A 17,198-nucleotide genomic window follows, 5' to 3' on the forward strand; every position below is an offset into this window, starting at 1 on the left:
TCAAAACGGGAGATCCGCCGACTAGCCGCATTCTTTGAGGAGTTCTCAAAAACGGCCGAAAGGGGCCCTTAAATCCATGATCGACGTATCGCATTGCCAAGGTTGCGAAGAAGACTTCTACAACGGCAAGAATCCATACGGGGTTAAACAGTGCTGGCACCTCAAAGAAGCAAAACCGGTGCCGCGCTTGCTCATCCACATCGACCAGCCACCGCCGTACCTGAACGTGAAACCGAGGCAGGTCCCCAACTGCTACCGCATGAAGCGACACGCAACCGTCAAGCCTGAATCGCTTGGCTCCGACGGATACTGGAGAATGTCATGACCGATTCCACCAACGCCGGGCGGCTCTTGCAGTCGCTCCGCAAGCACAAGAAAGGCGGTCGCTCCGGAGGCCGCAAGCCGCTGTGTGCCCACTGCGGTCAACGCTATTGGGATCATCGCACTATCGCCAACCATTGTCCTGGCGATGCGTCCCACACCTACACCCCGCGCCCGCCCAAATCCGCGAAGAAAGGCACCGCCCAATGAGAGTCGTAACATGGACAAAATCAAGACGCTTGTCGTTCCGCCTGTATGAAGGCTACATCATCCTTGGCGAGGCGGAGCGCGAATCGCGCGGCGGCAAATGGTATCCCGAAGACCGCGTTGCCGTAACGCGCGACGAACTGCTCCTCATACTTCAGTTGACCGAACCCAAAGCCGCGAAGAAAAAGGCACAGCCATGACCGAAGCGCTCAACGATCTCATGTGGGTTGGATTATCCTGCATCGTGTGCGCGTTCGGCATGGGTCTCTTTGCAGGCTGGGCATTCTGGGGGAATCACCCGAATCCTAGCCCGCCGTCCAGTGCGGATGCCGCCAAGACCCCAGCATCGAGCTAACCACGGCCACCAGCTCGCGCGTGGCCGCCGGCGTACGTACGATTACCACCGCCCAGTTGTCGGTGTGGACGATCCGCAGATCGGCGCCGGCCTGCAGCGATTCGGTGCACTGCCAGAACGCCCAGCGCATGGCCTCGTACTCGCTCCTGTCGGCGTCACTGAGGCGCGCGGGCTGCATTCTCGGCTCAGATGAGACAGCGCACGTCTCCGGCAAAAGGTATCGCTTTCAGTTCTTCAAGGCGCAATGGGCGCTTCACGCCATCGTATCCCCGCTCCTGCTGGATTGCCGCCAGACGTTTGCGTTGCCGCTCGCACCATAAAGCCGCATTCCGGGCCGCTAAAACGCTCTGTGACGCATCGCAGAACCGTATCGAGGTATTGGAGTTCTCCAGGCGTCCGCGGCCTTGCTTGAGCAAGCGCAGCGCGTGTTTCCGGCCAATGTAGGAGTTATGGCCTTCGGGCGGGTTGACGATTCGGAGGGAACGGGGCAAGTCAGCGGGCTTCAGCTTTTGGATAGTTGGGGTGTCAGGCACGAAAACTCGGTGTGCAGCGCCGCCGGTCACGACGCATAGAACAAATCCGGTCAGTTGTGTTTCTCGCCCAACTATACAGCAATACTCGGGTTTTTGGCAACAGATAATCGTTCATCGCCCCTCCGTCCCGCTCGCGGGCGCTTCAGCATCCTCGTCCTTTAACCATCCGCGTCTATTCGCCGAATATCTGGCTAGCGCCTGCATACATGCGGCTCCGAAGCAGAATCCAGCGAGATTATGCGCTGTTTTGGCATTAACAGCAGATCCCATGCCATCGATCCCGAGACCTGTTGCCATCAGAATCAAATACCCCCCCATGCCCCCAAAGAAATTGTCTGCTCCAGGTTCTCATGCTTTCTCCTCCGGCGCGGCCTGCGGGGCTGCGGCGAGTGCGCGGATGCGGTCGGCTGTTACGAATCCCGGTGCCCAGGTGCATTTGGATATTTCGTGAATGACCCGTTCCAGCAACTCCCGGTCGTGCTTTTTCAACCATTCGTGCTCAAACGGCGGGCACGGCGGTAGCGGATCTTCGCAGGTATCCTCCATTCCGCACACTTCGCAGTACCGAATCCATTCGTTTGATCCGGCCTCAGTTGGATCGCCACCGGCACGGCATCCGGTCCACTTGTGTGATTTCAGCGCAAATCCAGCGAGCAACTCCCGGTCGTGCGCCTCCAGCGCTGCGGCGGGCGTGGCGGAGACTATGCCTGCATATACCTCATGAGCACGGCGTAAATGCTTAACTCGCAGGGAAGCCGTCAGGTACGCTTCTGGTGTCGCGCTCACCGGGCACTCATCGGGTAGCCAATTTACAGACTCCAGCGTTTCTCCGTAGGCCGCGAACGGTTCCAGCGCCGCCCTGAGCCGCTCAACCAGCGCCGCCTGCTCGGCCAGCTTCGCAACCAAGCGGAACTCATCCCGTATGAGAGCTAGGACCTCGTTCGTTTTTTCGGTGACCTTTGCCAGCGCGGAGTCGCGCTCCTGCTTAGCGGTCTTGATCTGTTCGTAGAGGCAAGTGCCGCCCCAATCGTTGTTGCACTCTGGACATGGACAACTCACGCCGCCCTCGCTTTCTTCCGCTTCGGTTCCAGCCCCTGCGTACGCTCCAGCGCCTCGTAGCAGGCCCGCTGCCACGCCGTAGCCATTGTCGCCCGCCATTGCGCGTAGCCCGCCTGGTGCCCGCGATAGAACTCCAGATAACTCGCCGAATCGGTGTACGGGAGCATCGCCGAGTGGATGTTGCGGGCGCCCAAGCTGTAGCCCGTGTCGTATGGCGTGCGGGGCGTCGTGCGGCCGCGGAGCTTGGTCATGCGCTTTTCCAGCCGTAGGAATCGCGCTTTGTCGCGATCGCTCGATTGGCCAGCGGATTCTCGCCTGCGTGCAATGCCAGCCATCCGGTCGCCATCTGCGCCACGCGCCAGCACTGCCACTCGCGCCAAGTCACGCCGCGATGAAACGGGGCCACATCTGCGAGGGTTGTCCAGTGTGAGTACAGATTCATCGCCAGTGCTCCTCGATAGCGGCCTCAACTTGCCGCTTGGCAGTGTGCGGAGCAGATGCCCAACCGCGTGCGGTTTCATTCAAGGGGCCGCGTGGCATGTACAGAATCCAGCACCATGCCGAAGTGTGTCGTGCTCGGTTCCAATAACGTATGACATAAGCGAAACAGTCTGGCTCTCCCATCAGAATCAATTCCCAACCGTCGCTTCCCTTTCGCCACCACTTGTACTTACTGCGTGGCACTGGACGTATCGGCAACTCTGGCAGGCGCGTCACGCGGTTGTAGAGCTGCTTCAGCTGCTTCACGCCAACCTTCCAATCGATTGCCCGCGTCTCACGCGCTCCTCAGCCGCCCACCAGTGCGGGAAGTACTCACGACCTATCGCATCGTCGCCAGCGCCCCAGGCGTTGCGCATTACCCAGAACGCCCATCGGTAGCGCAGGCTCCCGTCATCGTCGTGCGCGATCAGCTTCTGCCACGCGAGCGGCGTGCATCGCAGCAGCAGCGTCCACATGGCCAGTTTCACAGCGCCCTCGCAGGTTTCGTTGTTTCCAGCCGCTCGCGCTCGGCGCGGAACTGCCGTTGCCGAGACGTGGCCGTTCTAACTTCGTTGGATAATTGTTCAGACGAGAGATGCCCCACAAGGTTGAAGATGGATGTCCATCCCCTTACCGGGTCTAGATCACGCTCATCGCAGAGTAAGTTGACGAGTCGTGTTCGGCTCCACGCCCGCTGCCGTGTGGTCATAGCCGCTCCAGGGTCCGCCCGGTGCGATTCGCGCTATCGACGGCCCGCGCAAGCGCGGCGATGTTTCCAGACGCCCGCCCGCTGTTCACGATCGCAAGCCACTTGTCGCCCAGCCTTGGATCGTTTCTCACAGTGCGCCCGTTGCTGCATGAGCAGAAATCCGCGTTCGGTGGAGTGCCGCAAGTGCCCCAGCCTTTGCACAAATGGCAGTAGTGCGAAGGCGTCGGATCCTGCATCCAGTAAGGTTCGGCCGGCGCGGATTTCTCGTTTTTCAAGTTGGCAATTCTGCGGATCTCGGATGGTTTCGGACACTCAATCGCATCGTGGAGCAAGTCGTCCACGGTCGCTTTTGCGATGCCTTCGCTGTCGGCAACCTGCAATGCTGCTACGAGCTCCTGCACCGCTGGGTCCTGGTTTGGAAAGAAACTGAGCCCAGACAGACGAGCCACCTGAAACGCTGCTACTTTTTCCTCGATCACATCTCGCCTTTCTGCCTAAGATTTTCCAAGTGAATTTCCTTCGGGCTGCGCTTGGGTTCCGGCCTTGGCTCGCTGGCCATCTGAGCCACCACCTGCGCAAGTTGCTCATCGAGTTTGGATTTAGGCTTGTCTGGTTCCTTCGGCGGCGGAAACTTCCAGATGCCCTTCGATAGAAAGTTTTCGGCGGTCGGAACGAATCCGTCTTTCCACTTACGAGACTGTCTGTGCAGCTTCAAGTTTATGAAAAGCTTGACTTCATCAACAGCGTTCTCGATGAGAGAGATGTACAATTGCGGCACCAAGTCGTTGAGTTCACCGGGGTATTCCTGCATGAACAACTGGCACCCAGGCAACACATCAAATTTAACGTTCGCTATTGCGTTCGCTATTGCATCGCGCGCGTTTGGGTTTTCTCTGTTCTCTGAAGTATTCTCAGTATCAGCAGAAGAGATACCAGACGCGCGATGCAATTCATCCGCAATATGATTCGCAACACCGTTCGCAAGTGCGTTCGCACTTGCGTTCGCAATAGCGACCGCTTTTGCCTTCGCAAGTGCGTTCGCACGTCTGGCGCTGTGTGAGTATTTGGCCGATACTGAGGCCTTATCTGACTTGTCGATTGCCTTGACACGCTCAGCTTCCATCCGCTGATTGACCAAGCGGCCTTGCTCTGGAGACGGCACCCAGCACGGTCGCACCTTCGGCCACGCTCGCTTCACTTCGTTTCTGTCGCGCTGCAGAAGTCTGGCGAGTTCACCTGGATCATCCGGTATCGAGCCGTAGTCCCAGGCCCAATTGAGAGAGAGTTGATAAAGGCCCACTTCGGATAGGTTCATTGCGAGAACGTGCTTGCTCTCGCGGAAGTCGGCTGTGTAATAGGGGTAGTACGGTAGCTGTTTAGCCACATCGTCTCCAGTCGCATTGGAGTTCGAGCTGGGCTGCGGATGCGACCCGCAGCCCGTGGTACGCCCGACTGTCTTGGGCACCCTGGTAGCGAGCCAGAGTGTTGATCCCTCGACTCCCATTATAGTAGCAAGCGCCTGTGAATACAACGTTTTCATCGATATTTGTTTCGCCCCTCGCGCCTATCAACCGTGCCTCGATAGAAGATAGCCTGCAATCGCACACCATATAAGAATGGCTGCACATACACCCGTGGCTCGTATCCAATCCTTGAAGCCGAGCACCCATAGGCCCCACAGCCACCATGCCAGTAAGGGCACGCAGATCATGATGAGTCCGATGTTGTGCTGCATCGCGCCTGTCACCCCTGGCTCTCCTGCTTCATGCTCACTCCGGTCACTTCTCGATCAGCGCCCGTGTCTTCAGGCGGGTTAGATCGGCCATCCAGCGCGTAACAGCTTTGCAAACCTTCTTCTTCCGCTCCAGTAGCGCCCGTTGTGATGGCAGCGGGTAGTCATCGTTGTCTTCGTCGAAGCGCATGATGTCGCGCCTCAGAATCGCAAGCCCCTCATCTAACAATTCCCGCGCGTCATCAGCCAGCTCGCGGTAGCCTTCCTCGACCGTGCAATCGAGTCTCATTTGCGCCTCAGAAGTCCGCAGGTCATATACCATTCAATGAAGCTGTTGATGTCATCCACAACCAGCACGAGCGCCCCGCGTGATCGCTCCGCGGCGTGCCAGGCCCGCTGGAACTTGGCGCTAAGCGAGTTAGATTGCGCCCACTTCTGCTTCTCGCCGCCGGCCTTGAACTCGATCCACATGATCTCAGCCCACCGCTTCTGTTCGTACTCTTCGAACGCGGCGGGATCTTGGTACCGGATAAACAGATAATCCGGCTGGCCCCGCTCGCCAACAACGCGCCCACGCTCACGCTGTACCGTCAACTCAGTGCGGAAGGCTCTCCACCCATCCAACTGGAGATACTGCACAACCGTCTCCTGGATGTTCGCTTCGGGCACCTTCAGCGCGGCGACCTCGGCGGGTGAAATGGTCATCGCTCGCCCCATCCAGGAGTCTTTATGCGGTCCTGATCCACAACAATGTGCAGCACCGTGTCCTTTCCCCACACCACAGATGAAGTTTTGTCCTGCCCAGGCTGACAAGTGGGCCAGAAGGCTTCCATCTCATCAGCGAGTTTGCGCAACTCTTCCGGTGTTGTGAAGAAATTGACTACTACGTGGCGGGTCACACTCACAACCGCTCCCATTTCGTCAGCATCGCTTCCATACTGCGCATCAGCCGGCGCTTCTGGGTATCGTTGTACTGTTGCACTTTGCCAGTGCCTAGCGGACCGAGGCCCTGCCACTCGATTTCAAAGTAGATAATCGCCCGTATCCATCCATGGGAATCGATTAGGCGATAAAATTCCCCCTCACGTCTCCAGTGGCGTTTCACAGCGTCACCAACTCCCGCAGCTCGGCCTCGCGCTTCTCGCGCCGTTGCTGCTGCCTGTCAGCCGAGTGCTCCAAAAGCTCCATAACCTGCCTGCCGATGAATTCGGAATAAGCTGGCGGGATCGCTTGCGAGATGCCAGCCCAGTCAGACCACGGCATGTCCATCGCCTTGCGGCCGAGTTCCAACTTATCCGCATCGGGAAAGTCGAGACCCCTGTCCCTGACTCCAGCTTTCCGCCGCCGGTCGCGGGCGTGATCTCCGTAGAATCCTATCGTCGGGCCGTTATGACGGCATGGTGGGACCAGCACGTGAATGGTGGACTCGAACCACCGATGCCTTCGCAATTGCCGCCAGCCGTCATAGACTTCAACTCCAAGTCCAAACATTGACCCACATAGAAAGAACCCGCCGTCCATCAGAGTAGATCCGGGAACGTTTTCCATCGTCCACGGAAGACCCGATGAAATAAGTCGTGTGCGCGTTGCTGGGATCAGGTCTGCATGGTCCTTGGCGTTCCACATCGACTTCATGGTCGTGTGTGCCTGGCAGGGCGGACTCGCCCAGATGAAGTCATAGCCATCGAGTGGAAACGTCATCGCATCGGCCTCGTAGAACAGATCTCCGCAGTACTTAGGCTGTGGCCGGATATCCACTCCCGTTACGTGGAAGCCAGCACATTGCAGTCCCTTGGTTGCCCCACCAGCACCACAGAAGAGATCCAAAGCCAGCGGCTTCATTGCGCCTTCTCCAGCAGCTTCCGCAGCGCCTGGCTCCGCGAATTCCGCAGCAGGTCGCGGTCGCGCGTCCACCAGACCCAAGCCAGGGCAGCGGCGGCGCACAGGATGGCCAGCGATAGGGCGATGGTCACGCGGCACGTCTCCCGATGACGTGTGCTAGATAGGCCATCCACTCGTCATCACCGATATTCCTGATAGTTACTGGCTCCCAATTTTCACCACCACATCCACCGCTGCGCCATTCGTTGTATCCATCGACCAACTGCAGGATGTCTTCCGGCTCCAAATCCTCAAAGTACTCAGGGTCCATGTCGTTACAGCCGTGTTCATGGAACTCTACGGAGGCTTGATCCAGAAGCCTGCTTGCTAAGATTGATTCGCCCTTTGTCATCTGCCTCCCGAGAGAATGGCGGCCCGCACAATGACGAACCGCCGTGAGCGTTCCAGCGTCATCGGATTCCTCCGCACAGCACCATCAGCAGCACCGACCCAATGACGCCGACCGTGCAGCCGAGTAGCGCGGCGCCCCACTGATTGCGCAGCGCCTGGGTACGCCACTCCGTGCGCTCGGCGTAGAGGCTGTGTGCCAAATCCGCTTGCGCGTGGATCAGGCGGTCGCGATCCGGCGCGGCGGATTCTATCAGCAGGCCCACGGCGAGCCGGTCCATTGGGCTGAGTTGTTCGCTATTGTCCATAAGTCCTTTCATGGGCCGATGCCCCCTTTAGCACAACACCGGCCCAGTCCCGGCAGCGGGAAACGCCTGTAGCAACGCTCCCGGCGCTGCCGAAAGTCGCTACGCTATCGGTATCCAGCCCGCGATTGTCGTCCACGGCGTATGCAGGAACACCTTCTTCTGGTAGATCCTGCCGCTGGCGTCCGGTGCCCTCGCGCCCTCTGGCACCGATGGGCTATCGCCTTGAGCCAAGAATGAGCCAGGGATCAGAGATGGCTCGGTTGTGACTAGAATGCTCGGGTGAGCCACCGCAGGCGGCGGAATCGGAGGCGCAGGTATGTCGATGAATGGATCGACGCCAGGAATCCCTCCGATCATGCCTGCGATCTGGCGCAGCAGCGGTTCATTGGCAACCCAGTAGAATTGCTGCGGCGGGTCAGGTGCATGGAATCCCCGCGAGCGGGAGTCGTACACCGAATCCCACATATCTTTCCAAATCACGTCTACATGAGCGTTGTGAGTCGCTGCTTGGCGTTTGTAGTTATCAATTACTGACTGCACCAGTTCCTCTGAAACTTGTACGGTCTGTGTTGTATCGGTTGGCTGCATTTGCTTCCTTTCTTCAAACTCAGGCTGGCGTGCCACCGTCGTGGCAAGGTGCCTTTTCCCTTGCGGGTACTGGGTACGGTATCCATCGTCTGGTCCGCATCCCTCGGCGCGTATCTCGCCGACGCCAGCCGTCGCCACGCGCATGACAGCCGCGCGACGAATCCAATCTCACTGCTGGCGTGGATCATCGCCCGTGAACCGAGGTGTCAGGGAACCGTGGCTCCCCCGCCAGCAAACCGTGACCTTTCGATCAGGTCGGCTGTCGCCGTTTGGAGCAACCGAACGGGAGTCGGTCGTGATGCCTCCATTTCGCGGCAGCCTACCTGATCGGCCTCCTCGCGAAGGCTAATCAGGGAATTTCAACATCTCGCGGTACGAACCTTGCTATTGGCTTTACGCGATACGGGTTTTCCTTTCTGCCGATTGGCTCGGCGGGCCGTTTATGCTGCGTGCTCAACCTTAGTCCAAGACGTCAGGTCGCTATTAGCCTCGTAAAGCACGCCTTTACAAACGAGCCTGTGGCCTGGACTAAACTCAAATGGATCAGGCAACTCCGAGACTTCCTGAGGGGCGTCGGACTTATCCGCGGATGCCGCGATTGCCTTAAGTTCATCGTGAACCGAATCTCGGATGACCTTTTTTTGCTGAGTGCTCAATTCCGCAAAGAACGCCGTGTAGGTCGCCATGCCTTGTTCTGCTGACGAACGAGCTCGCTTCTTCAGTTGCTCGTTTGGTTCTGCAGTGGCACCAGTTTCGTTCCAGATCCGCATCCTTTCGCCGTCGGCCTTCGTAATCATCCGGTCGCCAGGGAACACGTCCACGAGCATCTTCGGAACTTTAATGCCGCGTGCATAATGCGTCGCCTCGTCGAATTGCAGAGATAGCAGCATTTCAAATACGAAGTTCTTTTCGGCAATAGGCTGGATGCCGATCGGTACGATCTCTTCCTTGTTATTGACCTTTACGATCTTGATCTTTTCCCTAGCACGCAGGCAGAAGATGATATGCATGTTGGAAGACAGGCAATAAGCCAGGAACTTCTTGTGCTCGCGCTTTGCCATTGCCCAGTTCGGCATGCCTCGCAATTTGTTGTTTTCCGCTATGTCGCAGCATCCGCCCTCGCCTTCCCACTCGTGCGATGTGCTGTCAATGATGCACACGGAGATGCCTGACTTCTCGGCCTCGGTGATGCGATCTATGTATTTCTTTGGGGTATACGGAGCGGAGATTTCCTCGATCTCGTAGCCTTGCGGAAGTGCGGACGTAACCAACGGATCATCCGCGTAGAGACTGCCGCGCTTGTTCTCGGCGTCTATCATGCCGATGCGTCCGTTTGTTCCAGCCAAGCCAGCGGCCAACAGCAGCCCACTCATGGTCTTCCCGCTGCCGCTTGTACCAGACAAGCTGATGAGCATCGGAACGGTTTGTCGAACAGCTTTAATGAATGCCATAGGGTTTCAACTCGCTAACAATGCCGGCAACTCGTGATCTTCCAGTGGATCTACATCGCGTGGATCGCGCCACGGCTTATCCCCGAATCGATCTAAGCAATCTGCATACAGTCGAATCAGCTCGTGAACCTCAATTCGCGCTCGTTGCCAGAACAGATTAATTTCGCCAGCCACCTTCGGGCGAAAGGATCGTATGCGAACTTCGTGCGGCTCTTCGCTTTCAACGAATGCCATGATGAACTCTGGTGCCTTTTGCGGACCTGCGGCAGTCGTGTCTCCGCTTGAGATTGCCCGCACCAAGCTATAAAAGTAGGCCTGAATGTAGTAACGCTCGTACCAAATAGCATCGGCGATAGTCTTGTCGATTGTCTTGGATCGTTGCTGAGAAAAGGTCTTAAGGTCTAGCGTGCATTTGGGAGTTACCCAATCGAACCGAGCCTTGAGCGGTACACCCGTCTCTGGGTCGGTGACAAAGCAAGACACTTCCGCATCGCCATTTGTCAGTATCTCGGCTACCTTGGGCTCACTCCTGAGCGAGTGAGCGGCACCTCCGATCCGCATCCAGTCCTCCACGGTAAACTGAATCTTGCCCTCGTGCTTTGCATCGTGCGCTTCTTTCAGCAGTTCAAGAATAGGGACGTCTGGGTCTTTGGCGTGTACGCGATCCACCAGTTCTCGCTTTCGCTTGGCGCTGGTCTGCATCCCATGCTCCGTGAGCCACGCCTTCAGATCGTCCATCGTATCCAGCAAATTCGGGTATAGCGTTGGGTCGAGTTTGCAGGCATATCGTTTCTCGAATTCATCGGGCTCCAAGACAGCAGTGTGCAAGGCGCTTCCGAATTGCAGGTAGGGCGTGGATTCCTCCCCTGGTCGGTTGGGATTCACATGCAAGTGCCAGAACCGCAGCGGCGAAACAGCCAAGTCAGCGAGAGCGCTATTCGATAGACCTGGAGCGGCGTGATAATCAATAGCCGGGATACGCTGACTAGTTTGCGGCTGCGCTGACATTTGGCTCCCCCTTCTTGCGCGGCTTGCGCGTCGCCGGTTGCTTCGGGAACCGCGCGTTCATGATTCCGCGAGCCATCAGCATCATCTGGCGACACTGTTCAGCGGTAGCCGTGGCGAAATAGCCGCCGATTGTTTCTTCGATTGATTGCGCTTTACGCGACATTGTTATATCTCCAGTCCTGACTTACGCAGTTGCTCTCCGAGATCCCCGGAATTCCAGTGGATGAACGCCTTGACTTCCTCCGGGAACCCGTAAGACAGCCGCAACAGGTTCTCTTGGTCCGCTGTCTTAATCGCATTCCAGAGCGCGGTTTTGAAATCGCTATGCAACTCGAATTGCCACCTGATGAGCGACTTCACTCCATCACTCCACGGCGACTCTTCGGCGAGCGCCGCCGCTATTGCTTCTTGTGTTGCTGGCATAATCTCTCCTCTTCGTGCACTGCCTCCGCGAGTCCAGCTTCATCTAACGTGATACGACCGTACTCCGGCGAACCGTAGTACCGCGCATCGAATAGCTGCTGATCTCGCCGTGCTTGGTACAATTCGTAACCGCGTTTCATGTCCGCGGCTGAGATGCCTTCCTCTTTGCAGATTTCCGCAGCCTTCCACGAATAGAAGCACCCGTAGAGATGCGCGGCACGCTCGACAGACGTCACGCGACCATTCCTCCGCGCCACGGACGGCGCCGCGCTTCCAACTCGCTCTCCTCGTCATCCGGCGGGTTCAGCCGGCGAATTTCTGCTCTCGCTTCACGGACGAACGCATCCCGCGCCACGCCAGGGTTCAGCGCACGCGCCCAGAACAGATGCGCGTAGGCTTCGGCGATGTCGAGGCGATGCCGCTGTTCGTCGGTCATGCGTATTGTCCGTTTAGTCGCACGGTGATCCCACGCGCTATTTGCTTTCCGATATCAGTGAGCACGTAGACGTATGCCTCTTTGTCCCTGTCCAGTTTGCCCAATTCGCTGGATGCAGAATCGAGCGCTGTCCGATTTCGCTTTTCTACGGCCTTCGATATTCTGTTCCATAACTCTTCTCGCTTTTTATCAACAGACTCATCGGGCGTCGAACGTACCTTGCGCATTATTCCCATGCCAACGAGACTGGAACATCGCCAATCATTGCTACAGTTGCCTTTAATTGAAGCCCGCATAATGGTGCGGGTCTCATCGGCACTGAGCCGAATGGTTGAAGTCTCGATAACTTTCTCAGTTGGTTCTTTTTTCATCTAAGCCGCCCCCTTATCCGCCTGCCGCGCCAGCATTGTCTCCAGCGCGACCATCTCGGTATTCGCCAGCTTCCGCGTGATCGTGAGCACCCGGCCCGTCTCGCGGATGCGGATGATGATGGTGCCCTCTGCGCTCACCTGCACGGTCGTGTTGCGGAGCTCGGTCATGTGCGGCCCTCGGCTCTGGCGATGGCGGCATCCCACATGTCCAGGAGCTTTCGCAATTCCTTATCTCCCGAGTAAACCGAAACGTAAGTGACGAGCTTCTGGCGACCCGCTTTGCACGCTTCCAGTAGATCTGGAGCGGCGGCGATCAGTCTGGCGTTACCCTTAGCTATTTCGTTCCCCGGCCAAAGACGAACTTCTGCGATACCACTGCGCCGAAGATCAACTGGGTCGGTCTGTATGGTTATTCCCGAGGCAAGCGGCACTGCTTTCCACGGTCCCGGCGTAAAGCTCATCGTCCACCCGCCAATCTCGCGCCGACATCGCCGAACGCGCCCGCCATGAACAGTACAGCTACCAGAGCCACCGCGTCGAACAGCAGGATCAGCCACGTCGGTACGCGCCGGGGCCGTGTGCCGCGAATCGTGGTCATCGCAATCCCCTGCGTGCTTCATCGAAGGCCACAGCGATATCAATCAACCGCTCCAGCAACGCATTCGTTCTTTCAGCCCATTCGTAAGGTCCACAACGATGCTGATCTCCGTAATTGGCTGGCATCGTTTTCATTCTTGAACCGCAGGCCTTACAAACACTCCAGGGTTGCGGAACGTCGTGTGTTGAGATGACTCCAGAACTCAAACTCATGCGGCTCGCCCTCCCTTCTTCAGCACAATCTCCACGGCCTTGCGGATGGCCTCATCGCCCCTCACCTGGAGGACCGCGCCCAAGTTGGCGAGTGCCGCCGGGTCATTGTTCTCCGCGATCATGCGGTCGATTTCGGTGAGCAGATCGGTGATGGTCATGACTGTCTTGAATTTCTCTAGCGTGAAATCCGGCAGGTAGCCGTTCTCATCGAAGAATGCGAGCAGCACCGAATAGAAGTACTCGCGGTCCATCTCCGCTCCGGGCGCTCGGGCTATCGCGGCGTCAAGGTGCGCGTTGATGGCATCCCGCAGTTCGTTTGGAACGATCACGATTTTCATGCCACCTTCCGGCAGACCGACCACGTAGCGGGCCTCGTTCATCGCGGCGCCTCAATAACCGGGGTGTGTCCGCAGTAGATCAGGATCTTATTGACTACTGCCGGGGGCATTCCCTTAAGCCGCTTTATGACTTCCCAACAGGTGTTGCAAAGCTTGTCGGAATTGTTGGTTTCTAGCCCACAGAAACCGCACTTGATAGGTCTCCAGTTCATCGCGGCACCTCGCGCCACTCAGTTGACATGGCGGCTGCTTCGTCCCACGCGGACCAAGCAGACAAGCGACTTACGTGGTATGGTCCGGAATCCGACATCGCCTCCCCCGCCCGCAGCAGCGCGATCGCCTTCGCCATCTGTAGCTGTCCGACGCAAACGGCCTGCGCACCCGGCGTCTCCTTCAGCGCGGCTTCGAGTTCGGCGATGAACGCGGCGGCGGTCATACGGTTGCCTCTGCCGCCAATAGCGGCATCTTCTCGTAGGCGCGTTGATTGGCGATGTCGATGTACTTCGGGTTCAGTTCGATCCCCACGAAGGTGCGCCCGTGCTTAAGTGCCGCCAGTCCCGTTGTCCCGGCACCCGCGAATGGGTCTAGCACGCTACCGCTTTCCGGCGATCCTGCCAGGATGCACGGTTCAATCAGCGCAATCGGATAGGTGGCAAAGTGCGCTTCTGGCGTCGGCTGCGTGGCGACGGTCCAGACGGAGCGCTTGTTGCGCCCGGATCCATTCTTTTCTGGAGTACCCCATAACCCACCGTGGGCATTACGAAGTCCGCCCGATGGTTCTAAACTCGGTGCTCCGTTGAGCACATTCCGATGGTGTTGCTGACATGAGTCGGCCTCCCGAATCGCATCGGCGTTGTAAAAATACCGCTCGCTCTTGGCCAGCAGGAATATCTGCTCATGCGCCTTGGTCGGGCGATCCGTAACGCTCTCCGGCATCGGGTTCGGCTTCGCCCAGATGATCTCGGAGCGCAGGTACCAGCCATCGGAGCGGAGCGCGAAGGCCAGCATCCATGGCACGCCTACGAGGTCTTTGGGCTTGGCATTTACTTCCTGCTTTGGTTTCTTAAACATCCGATCTAAGTGCTGATTGGTTTCGAGGCTTTTACCTCCGCCCGTCATGCTCGATCCCGCATACGAATCCCCGATGTTGAGCCACAGCGTTCCACGAATCACCCGCCGCACTTCGCGGAACACTTCCACCATGCGGGCGACGTACTCCTCAGGCGTGCGCTCGAGGCCGAGCTGTCCAGGCACCCCGTAATCGCGCAAGCCCCAGTACGGCGGCGATGTCACACAGCAGTCGATGCTGTCGCTCTCCAGCGTTCGTAAAACCGTGAGTGCATCGCCGTCCATCAACGCCCAATTCATGCAGCCTTTCGCCTTTCCAGCGCCCAAAAAGCGCCCAAACGGTTCTTCACAAACTCAACAACTTAACTACCCCGGCCCTGTGTAATCTAGGCCCCCGCTTACTTCTGCCAATTATGCGCGTGGTAGCAAACTAAACCACTTAACACTGGCCAGTTCTCACTTACCGGACAATCCATGCGCGAATCTCATGCCGGTCCGACTTTGGCGGAGGCATTTTGCTGCACCGAAATAGTGTCTTCGCCCAAGACCCATCTAAGAGCGCACAGCATCGAGGAGTTTGAATTGAACACGACAGCCACTTCCCCGCAGTCTTCTTCTGTTACTCCAGAACAAATCCGTTGCAGATGTTTATCGTTGAATCGTTCAAACCTACCAACCATTGCCCGGACTTCTGCTTCGGTTCTCACCGCGCCCCTCCCTCGGTTAGCGCCCCTTCCGGCGCGGCCTGCTCGGTCGCGGCGAGTGGTACGCAATCCATCTCTCGCAATAGTGCCGTGGCATCGTCCATGCGAGCGGTCCATATCTCCGGCTTGTAAAGAGCGCAATCCGCGAGCACGTTACGGAGACTATCCACCATCCGCTCTATCAGCGCATCGCGCTCGGCCAGCTTCTGCTCCAGCGCTTCAACCTGGTCGGCATATTCATTCAACGCCCCGACGATTTCGCCTAGAGCCTCTACGCTACGATCGCTCAACTTCTCGCTCACCGCGCCCCTCCCTCTGGCTTGCCCGCGATGGGCACACCCTGGTTCCAAACTTCAAAAGCCCAATCGGCTGCGATCTCAAGCGTGCGAACGTTAAATTCCTTAACTTCAAGATCAAGCCATTTAGGATATTCGGCAGCGAACATACCGGGAAGCAAACGGCGCATTTCTTTCCAGAACGAGCGCCTGGCCTTCTCAACGTAGACCTCCATCTTGTCGTTGAATGCCTCCTGCACCGCCACGCACTCTCCGCACATCGGATCGCAGCCCAAATGCAAGCGCTTTGGAAGGATAGCCACGCTGCTCGGAATCCCAGGAACGTGACGCCAGTACTTTCCGCTGATGATCTCGCGGCAATACTGAAGTTTGAGATTATACTTCGCGGCAATGACTTTGACATCATGACCAGCGGCGAAGGATGCGCGAATCTCAGCAACATCGACGGCACTTAGGCGAGACATCGGATTAGCCTCGCCAAGACTAGCCTTTCTGTGGAATCCGCCGCCGTCTCTAGTTCGAGCGGTGCGCTCATGCGTTAAAACGATGGCTTTGCGAATATGCCCCTTCACTGGACACCGCCCGCTGCCTTGCCCGCGATTCCGTCAAGCGCCACTCCCTCCGGTAACTGGAAACGCTTGCGGAGTCTCCTAAGACGCTCCCTGGCTTTGTCCAATTCCACTTCCTTTGATGCGACCACTTGCTCGGCTCTATTTATAAGAGCGACACAGGCCTCCTCGTATGTTTCAAACGCGGCGTCCTTTTCGTATACCGAAGAGCGGATACCGCTACGGGCCAGCCATGTCTTTCGACGCAGCTTGGTTATCTTGTTGACATAACCGTCAAGGACATAAACATCGTCCGCACCTTCAATCAACACGGCTTGGGCGATCACTGCACACCGCCCTCTGGCTTGCCCGCGATGCGCTGCTGTTCAGCTGACCGCACTTTTGGGCTATCCTGCATAACCAATGCCTCAAGCTGAGAAAGCCGCAAATGGTCGGGACAAAGAAGAATAATTGCCCCTTCGGGTAACTTGGCGTTAAAACTTGGCTCACGATGAATGGTTATTCGACAGCGCGTCAGGTTCTTGCTTTTCCTGCAATGGCGTCCCTTATCGTAGGCTTGGCATCTTTCAATCACTGCACACCTCCGGTCGGTTCACCCGCAATCCGCTCCTGGAACGCCCGCACCGCCGCGTTCGCCGCATCAGCGTCCGACATTGTGTAAAGGGCGCTCATCGCAACCGTGCTGTGGCCCGCCATGTTCATCGCCTGCGTCACTCCCAAGCTGGAGTTGTAGTTCGTGACTGCTTGGCGCCTCAGGGAATGCCATGCGAATCCGTTATGGTCGATCCCAATCGCTTTCGCGGCCGGCTTGAGGTACTTCTTAACGAGGTCATTTGAACCCAGGTACCCCCCGTTGCGGCTCGGGAAGCGGAACACGAAATCGTCGGCGGTCTGGTGCTGGCGTGTAGCAATCCCGGATACCGGGGCGGTTCCAGGCGCGGCATTACCCGCCACGCCAGCATATTTGAAAGCCTTCAACCGCTCGGCCAAATGCCCCATCTGCGGATCGCGCAATGCCTTCCGCGTCTTCGGCTCAGCGAGCTCGCCGTCGTTGGACATTCGCTGCCGAACGTGGATGCAGCCGTTCTCGAAGTCGATGTGCTTCCATTGCAAGCCCATGATCTCCGACACCCGCAGCGTGCAGAACAGCGCAATCTCAGCCATCAGCCGCACGCCGTTATCCGGCAGCGCCGCCAGCAGCAG

The 17,198-nt window shown here is 57.7% G+C and carries 35 protein-coding genes; 3 read left to right on the top strand and 32 right to left on the bottom strand.

Annotated elements, in window-relative coordinates; all coding sequences use genetic code 11:
- Nucleotides 1-76 precede the first annotated feature (76 nt).
- The 3 genes from VNL17_14595 to VNL17_14605 are packed head-to-tail and all read left to right on the top strand — an operon-like array spanning nucleotide 77 to nucleotide 728.
- A complete protein-coding gene (locus VNL17_14595; GenBank protein HXI85307.1) occupies nucleotides 77-325 on the top strand; it encodes a hypothetical protein in 249 nt (82 codons plus the stop codon).
- Complete coding sequence (locus VNL17_14600) at nucleotides 322-531, top strand: hypothetical protein (protein HXI85308.1); 210 nt, start codon at nucleotides 322-324, stop codon at nucleotides 529-531. The genes VNL17_14595 and VNL17_14600 overlap by 4 nt, the downstream gene beginning before the upstream one ends.
- Nucleotides 528-728: a hypothetical protein gene (locus tag VNL17_14605; GenBank protein ID HXI85309.1), complete on the top strand. Its 201-nt coding sequence runs from the start codon at nucleotides 528-530 to the stop codon at nucleotides 726-728. The genes VNL17_14600 and VNL17_14605 overlap by 4 nt, the downstream gene beginning before the upstream one ends.
- Nucleotides 729-833: 105 nt before the next feature.
- Here the strand turns inward: VNL17_14605 and VNL17_14610 are convergent, their stop codons facing one another.
- The 32 genes from VNL17_14610 to VNL17_14765 form a co-directional block, all read right to left on the bottom strand.
- A complete protein-coding gene (locus tag VNL17_14610) occupies nucleotides 834-1,061 on the bottom strand; it encodes a hypothetical protein (GenBank protein HXI85310.1) in 228 nt (75 codons plus the stop codon).
- A gap of 7 nt (nucleotides 1,062-1,068) precedes the next feature.
- Nucleotides 1,069-1,416: a hypothetical protein gene (locus VNL17_14615; protein ID HXI85311.1), complete on the bottom strand. Its 348-nt coding sequence runs from the start codon at nucleotides 1,414-1,416 to the stop codon at nucleotides 1,069-1,071.
- Between the two features lie 348 nt (nucleotides 1,417-1,764).
- Complete coding sequence (locus VNL17_14620) at nucleotides 1,765-2,475, bottom strand: hypothetical protein (protein HXI85312.1); 711 nt, start codon at nucleotides 2,473-2,475, stop codon at nucleotides 1,765-1,767.
- Entirely contained in the window at nucleotides 2,472-2,726 is a 255-nt protein-coding gene (locus tag VNL17_14625; protein ID HXI85313.1) for a hypothetical protein, read from the bottom strand. The genes VNL17_14620 and VNL17_14625 overlap by 4 nt, the downstream gene beginning before the upstream one ends.
- On the bottom strand, nucleotides 2,723-2,917 hold the full coding sequence (locus VNL17_14630) for a hypothetical protein (protein HXI85314.1): 195 nt from the start codon (nucleotides 2,915-2,917) through the stop codon (nucleotides 2,723-2,725). The genes VNL17_14625 and VNL17_14630 overlap by 4 nt, the downstream gene beginning before the upstream one ends.
- A 301-nt stretch (nucleotides 2,918-3,218) precedes the next feature.
- Nucleotides 3,219-3,443, bottom strand: coding sequence for a hypothetical protein (locus VNL17_14635; protein HXI85315.1), 225 nt, complete (start codon nucleotides 3,441-3,443; stop codon nucleotides 3,219-3,221).
- A gap of 217 nt (nucleotides 3,444-3,660) precedes the next feature.
- Nucleotides 3,661-4,065 carry a hypothetical protein gene (locus tag VNL17_14640; GenBank protein HXI85316.1) on the bottom strand — a complete coding sequence of 135 codons (405 nt, stop codon included), beginning with the start codon at nucleotides 4,063-4,065 and terminating at the stop codon, nucleotides 3,661-3,663.
- Nucleotides 4,066-4,139: 74 nt separating this feature from the next.
- Nucleotides 4,140-5,048 (bottom strand): hypothetical protein, encoded by a 909-nt coding sequence (locus VNL17_14645; GenBank protein HXI85317.1) that lies wholly within the window; start codon nucleotides 5,046-5,048, stop codon nucleotides 4,140-4,142.
- 394 nt (nucleotides 5,049-5,442) lie between these two features.
- Nucleotides 5,443-5,685, bottom strand: coding sequence for a hypothetical protein (locus VNL17_14650; GenBank protein ID HXI85318.1), 243 nt, complete (start codon nucleotides 5,683-5,685; stop codon nucleotides 5,443-5,445).
- Nucleotides 5,682-6,101 carry a hypothetical protein gene (locus tag VNL17_14655; GenBank protein HXI85319.1) on the bottom strand — a complete coding sequence of 140 codons (420 nt, stop codon included), beginning with the start codon at nucleotides 6,099-6,101 and terminating at the stop codon, nucleotides 5,682-5,684. The genes VNL17_14650 and VNL17_14655 overlap by 4 nt, the downstream gene beginning before the upstream one ends.
- Before the next feature lie 196 nt (nucleotides 6,102-6,297).
- Nucleotides 6,298-6,501: a hypothetical protein gene (locus VNL17_14660; protein ID HXI85320.1), complete on the bottom strand. Its 204-nt coding sequence runs from the start codon at nucleotides 6,499-6,501 to the stop codon at nucleotides 6,298-6,300.
- Nucleotides 6,498-7,238 carry a hypothetical protein gene (locus VNL17_14665; GenBank protein ID HXI85321.1) on the bottom strand — a complete coding sequence of 247 codons (741 nt, stop codon included), beginning with the start codon at nucleotides 7,236-7,238 and terminating at the stop codon, nucleotides 6,498-6,500. Before VNL17_14665 ends, VNL17_14660 begins: the two co-directional genes overlap by 4 nt.
- The gene (locus VNL17_14670) at nucleotides 7,235-7,369 is read right to left on the bottom strand and encodes a hypothetical protein (GenBank protein HXI85322.1); all 135 of its coding nucleotides are present in this window, start codon (nucleotides 7,367-7,369) and stop codon (nucleotides 7,235-7,237) included. Before VNL17_14670 ends, VNL17_14665 begins: the two co-directional genes overlap by 4 nt.
- Nucleotides 7,366-7,629, bottom strand: a complete 264-nt coding sequence (locus tag VNL17_14675) for a hypothetical protein (GenBank protein HXI85323.1) — start codon at nucleotides 7,627-7,629, stop codon at nucleotides 7,366-7,368. Before VNL17_14675 ends, VNL17_14670 begins: the two co-directional genes overlap by 4 nt.
- 58 nt (nucleotides 7,630-7,687) lie before the next feature.
- Nucleotides 7,688-7,945, bottom strand: a complete 258-nt coding sequence (locus VNL17_14680; GenBank protein ID HXI85324.1) for a hypothetical protein — start codon at nucleotides 7,943-7,945, stop codon at nucleotides 7,688-7,690.
- 87 nt (nucleotides 7,946-8,032) lie between these two features.
- Entirely contained in the window at nucleotides 8,033-8,413 is a 381-nt protein-coding gene (locus tag VNL17_14685; GenBank protein ID HXI85325.1) for a hypothetical protein, read from the bottom strand.
- 548 nt (nucleotides 8,414-8,961) lie between these two features.
- Nucleotides 8,962-9,972 carry an AAA family ATPase gene (locus VNL17_14690; GenBank protein HXI85326.1) on the bottom strand — a complete coding sequence of 337 codons (1,011 nt, stop codon included), beginning with the start codon at nucleotides 9,970-9,972 and terminating at the stop codon, nucleotides 8,962-8,964.
- A 6-nt stretch (nucleotides 9,973-9,978) separates the two neighbouring features.
- Nucleotides 9,979-10,980, bottom strand: a complete 1,002-nt coding sequence (locus tag VNL17_14695; protein ID HXI85327.1) for a PD-(D/E)XK nuclease-like domain-containing protein — start codon at nucleotides 10,978-10,980, stop codon at nucleotides 9,979-9,981.
- Nucleotides 10,958-11,143, bottom strand: a complete 186-nt coding sequence (locus tag VNL17_14700) for a hypothetical protein (protein HXI85328.1) — start codon at nucleotides 11,141-11,143, stop codon at nucleotides 10,958-10,960. The genes VNL17_14695 and VNL17_14700 overlap by 23 nt, the downstream gene beginning before the upstream one ends.
- A gap of 2 nt (nucleotides 11,144-11,145) precedes the next feature.
- A complete protein-coding gene (locus VNL17_14705; protein HXI85329.1) occupies nucleotides 11,146-11,403 on the bottom strand; it encodes a hypothetical protein in 258 nt (85 codons plus the stop codon).
- Nucleotides 11,379-11,639 (bottom strand): hypothetical protein, encoded by a 261-nt coding sequence (locus VNL17_14710; GenBank protein HXI85330.1) that lies wholly within the window; start codon nucleotides 11,637-11,639, stop codon nucleotides 11,379-11,381. The genes VNL17_14705 and VNL17_14710 overlap by 25 nt, the downstream gene beginning before the upstream one ends.
- On the bottom strand, nucleotides 11,636-11,839 hold the full coding sequence (locus VNL17_14715; protein HXI85331.1) for a hypothetical protein: 204 nt from the start codon (nucleotides 11,837-11,839) through the stop codon (nucleotides 11,636-11,638). The genes VNL17_14710 and VNL17_14715 overlap by 4 nt, the downstream gene beginning before the upstream one ends.
- The gene (locus VNL17_14720) at nucleotides 11,836-12,210 is read right to left on the bottom strand and encodes a hypothetical protein (protein ID HXI85332.1); all 375 of its coding nucleotides are present in this window, start codon (nucleotides 12,208-12,210) and stop codon (nucleotides 11,836-11,838) included. The genes VNL17_14715 and VNL17_14720 overlap by 4 nt, the downstream gene beginning before the upstream one ends.
- Nucleotides 12,211-12,378: a hypothetical protein gene (locus VNL17_14725; protein HXI85333.1), complete on the bottom strand. Its 168-nt coding sequence runs from the start codon at nucleotides 12,376-12,378 to the stop codon at nucleotides 12,211-12,213.
- A gap of 289 nt (nucleotides 12,379-12,667) precedes the next feature.
- A complete protein-coding gene (locus VNL17_14730) occupies nucleotides 12,668-12,808 on the bottom strand; it encodes a hypothetical protein (GenBank protein HXI85334.1) in 141 nt (46 codons plus the stop codon).
- Between the two features lie 208 nt (nucleotides 12,809-13,016).
- Complete coding sequence (locus VNL17_14735) at nucleotides 13,017-13,400, bottom strand: hypothetical protein (protein ID HXI85335.1); 384 nt, start codon at nucleotides 13,398-13,400, stop codon at nucleotides 13,017-13,019.
- 166 nt (nucleotides 13,401-13,566) lie between these two features.
- Nucleotides 13,567-13,794, bottom strand: coding sequence for a hypothetical protein (locus tag VNL17_14740; GenBank protein ID HXI85336.1), 228 nt, complete (start codon nucleotides 13,792-13,794; stop codon nucleotides 13,567-13,569).
- Complete coding sequence (locus tag VNL17_14745) at nucleotides 13,791-14,726, bottom strand: site-specific DNA-methyltransferase (protein ID HXI85337.1); 936 nt, start codon at nucleotides 14,724-14,726, stop codon at nucleotides 13,791-13,793. The genes VNL17_14740 and VNL17_14745 overlap by 4 nt, the downstream gene beginning before the upstream one ends.
- A 403-nt stretch (nucleotides 14,727-15,129) precedes the next feature.
- Complete coding sequence (locus tag VNL17_14750) at nucleotides 15,130-15,432, bottom strand: hypothetical protein (GenBank protein HXI85338.1); 303 nt, start codon at nucleotides 15,430-15,432, stop codon at nucleotides 15,130-15,132.
- The gene (locus VNL17_14755) at nucleotides 15,429-15,998 is read right to left on the bottom strand and encodes a hypothetical protein (GenBank protein ID HXI85339.1); all 570 of its coding nucleotides are present in this window, start codon (nucleotides 15,996-15,998) and stop codon (nucleotides 15,429-15,431) included. The genes VNL17_14750 and VNL17_14755 overlap by 4 nt, the downstream gene beginning before the upstream one ends.
- Nucleotides 15,995-16,321, bottom strand: coding sequence for a hypothetical protein (locus VNL17_14760; GenBank protein HXI85340.1), 327 nt, complete (start codon nucleotides 16,319-16,321; stop codon nucleotides 15,995-15,997). The genes VNL17_14755 and VNL17_14760 overlap by 4 nt, the downstream gene beginning before the upstream one ends.
- Before the next feature lie 244 nt (nucleotides 16,322-16,565).
- A partial coding sequence (locus VNL17_14765) for a site-specific integrase (protein HXI85341.1) occupies nucleotides 16,566-17,198 on the bottom strand: 633 nt, incomplete at its 5' end.

It is taken from the genome of Verrucomicrobiia bacterium, from assembly GCA_035577545.1.
In the GTDB taxonomy this organism is placed as follows: domain Bacteria; phylum Verrucomicrobiota; class Verrucomicrobiia; order Palsa-1439; family Palsa-1439; genus Palsa-1439.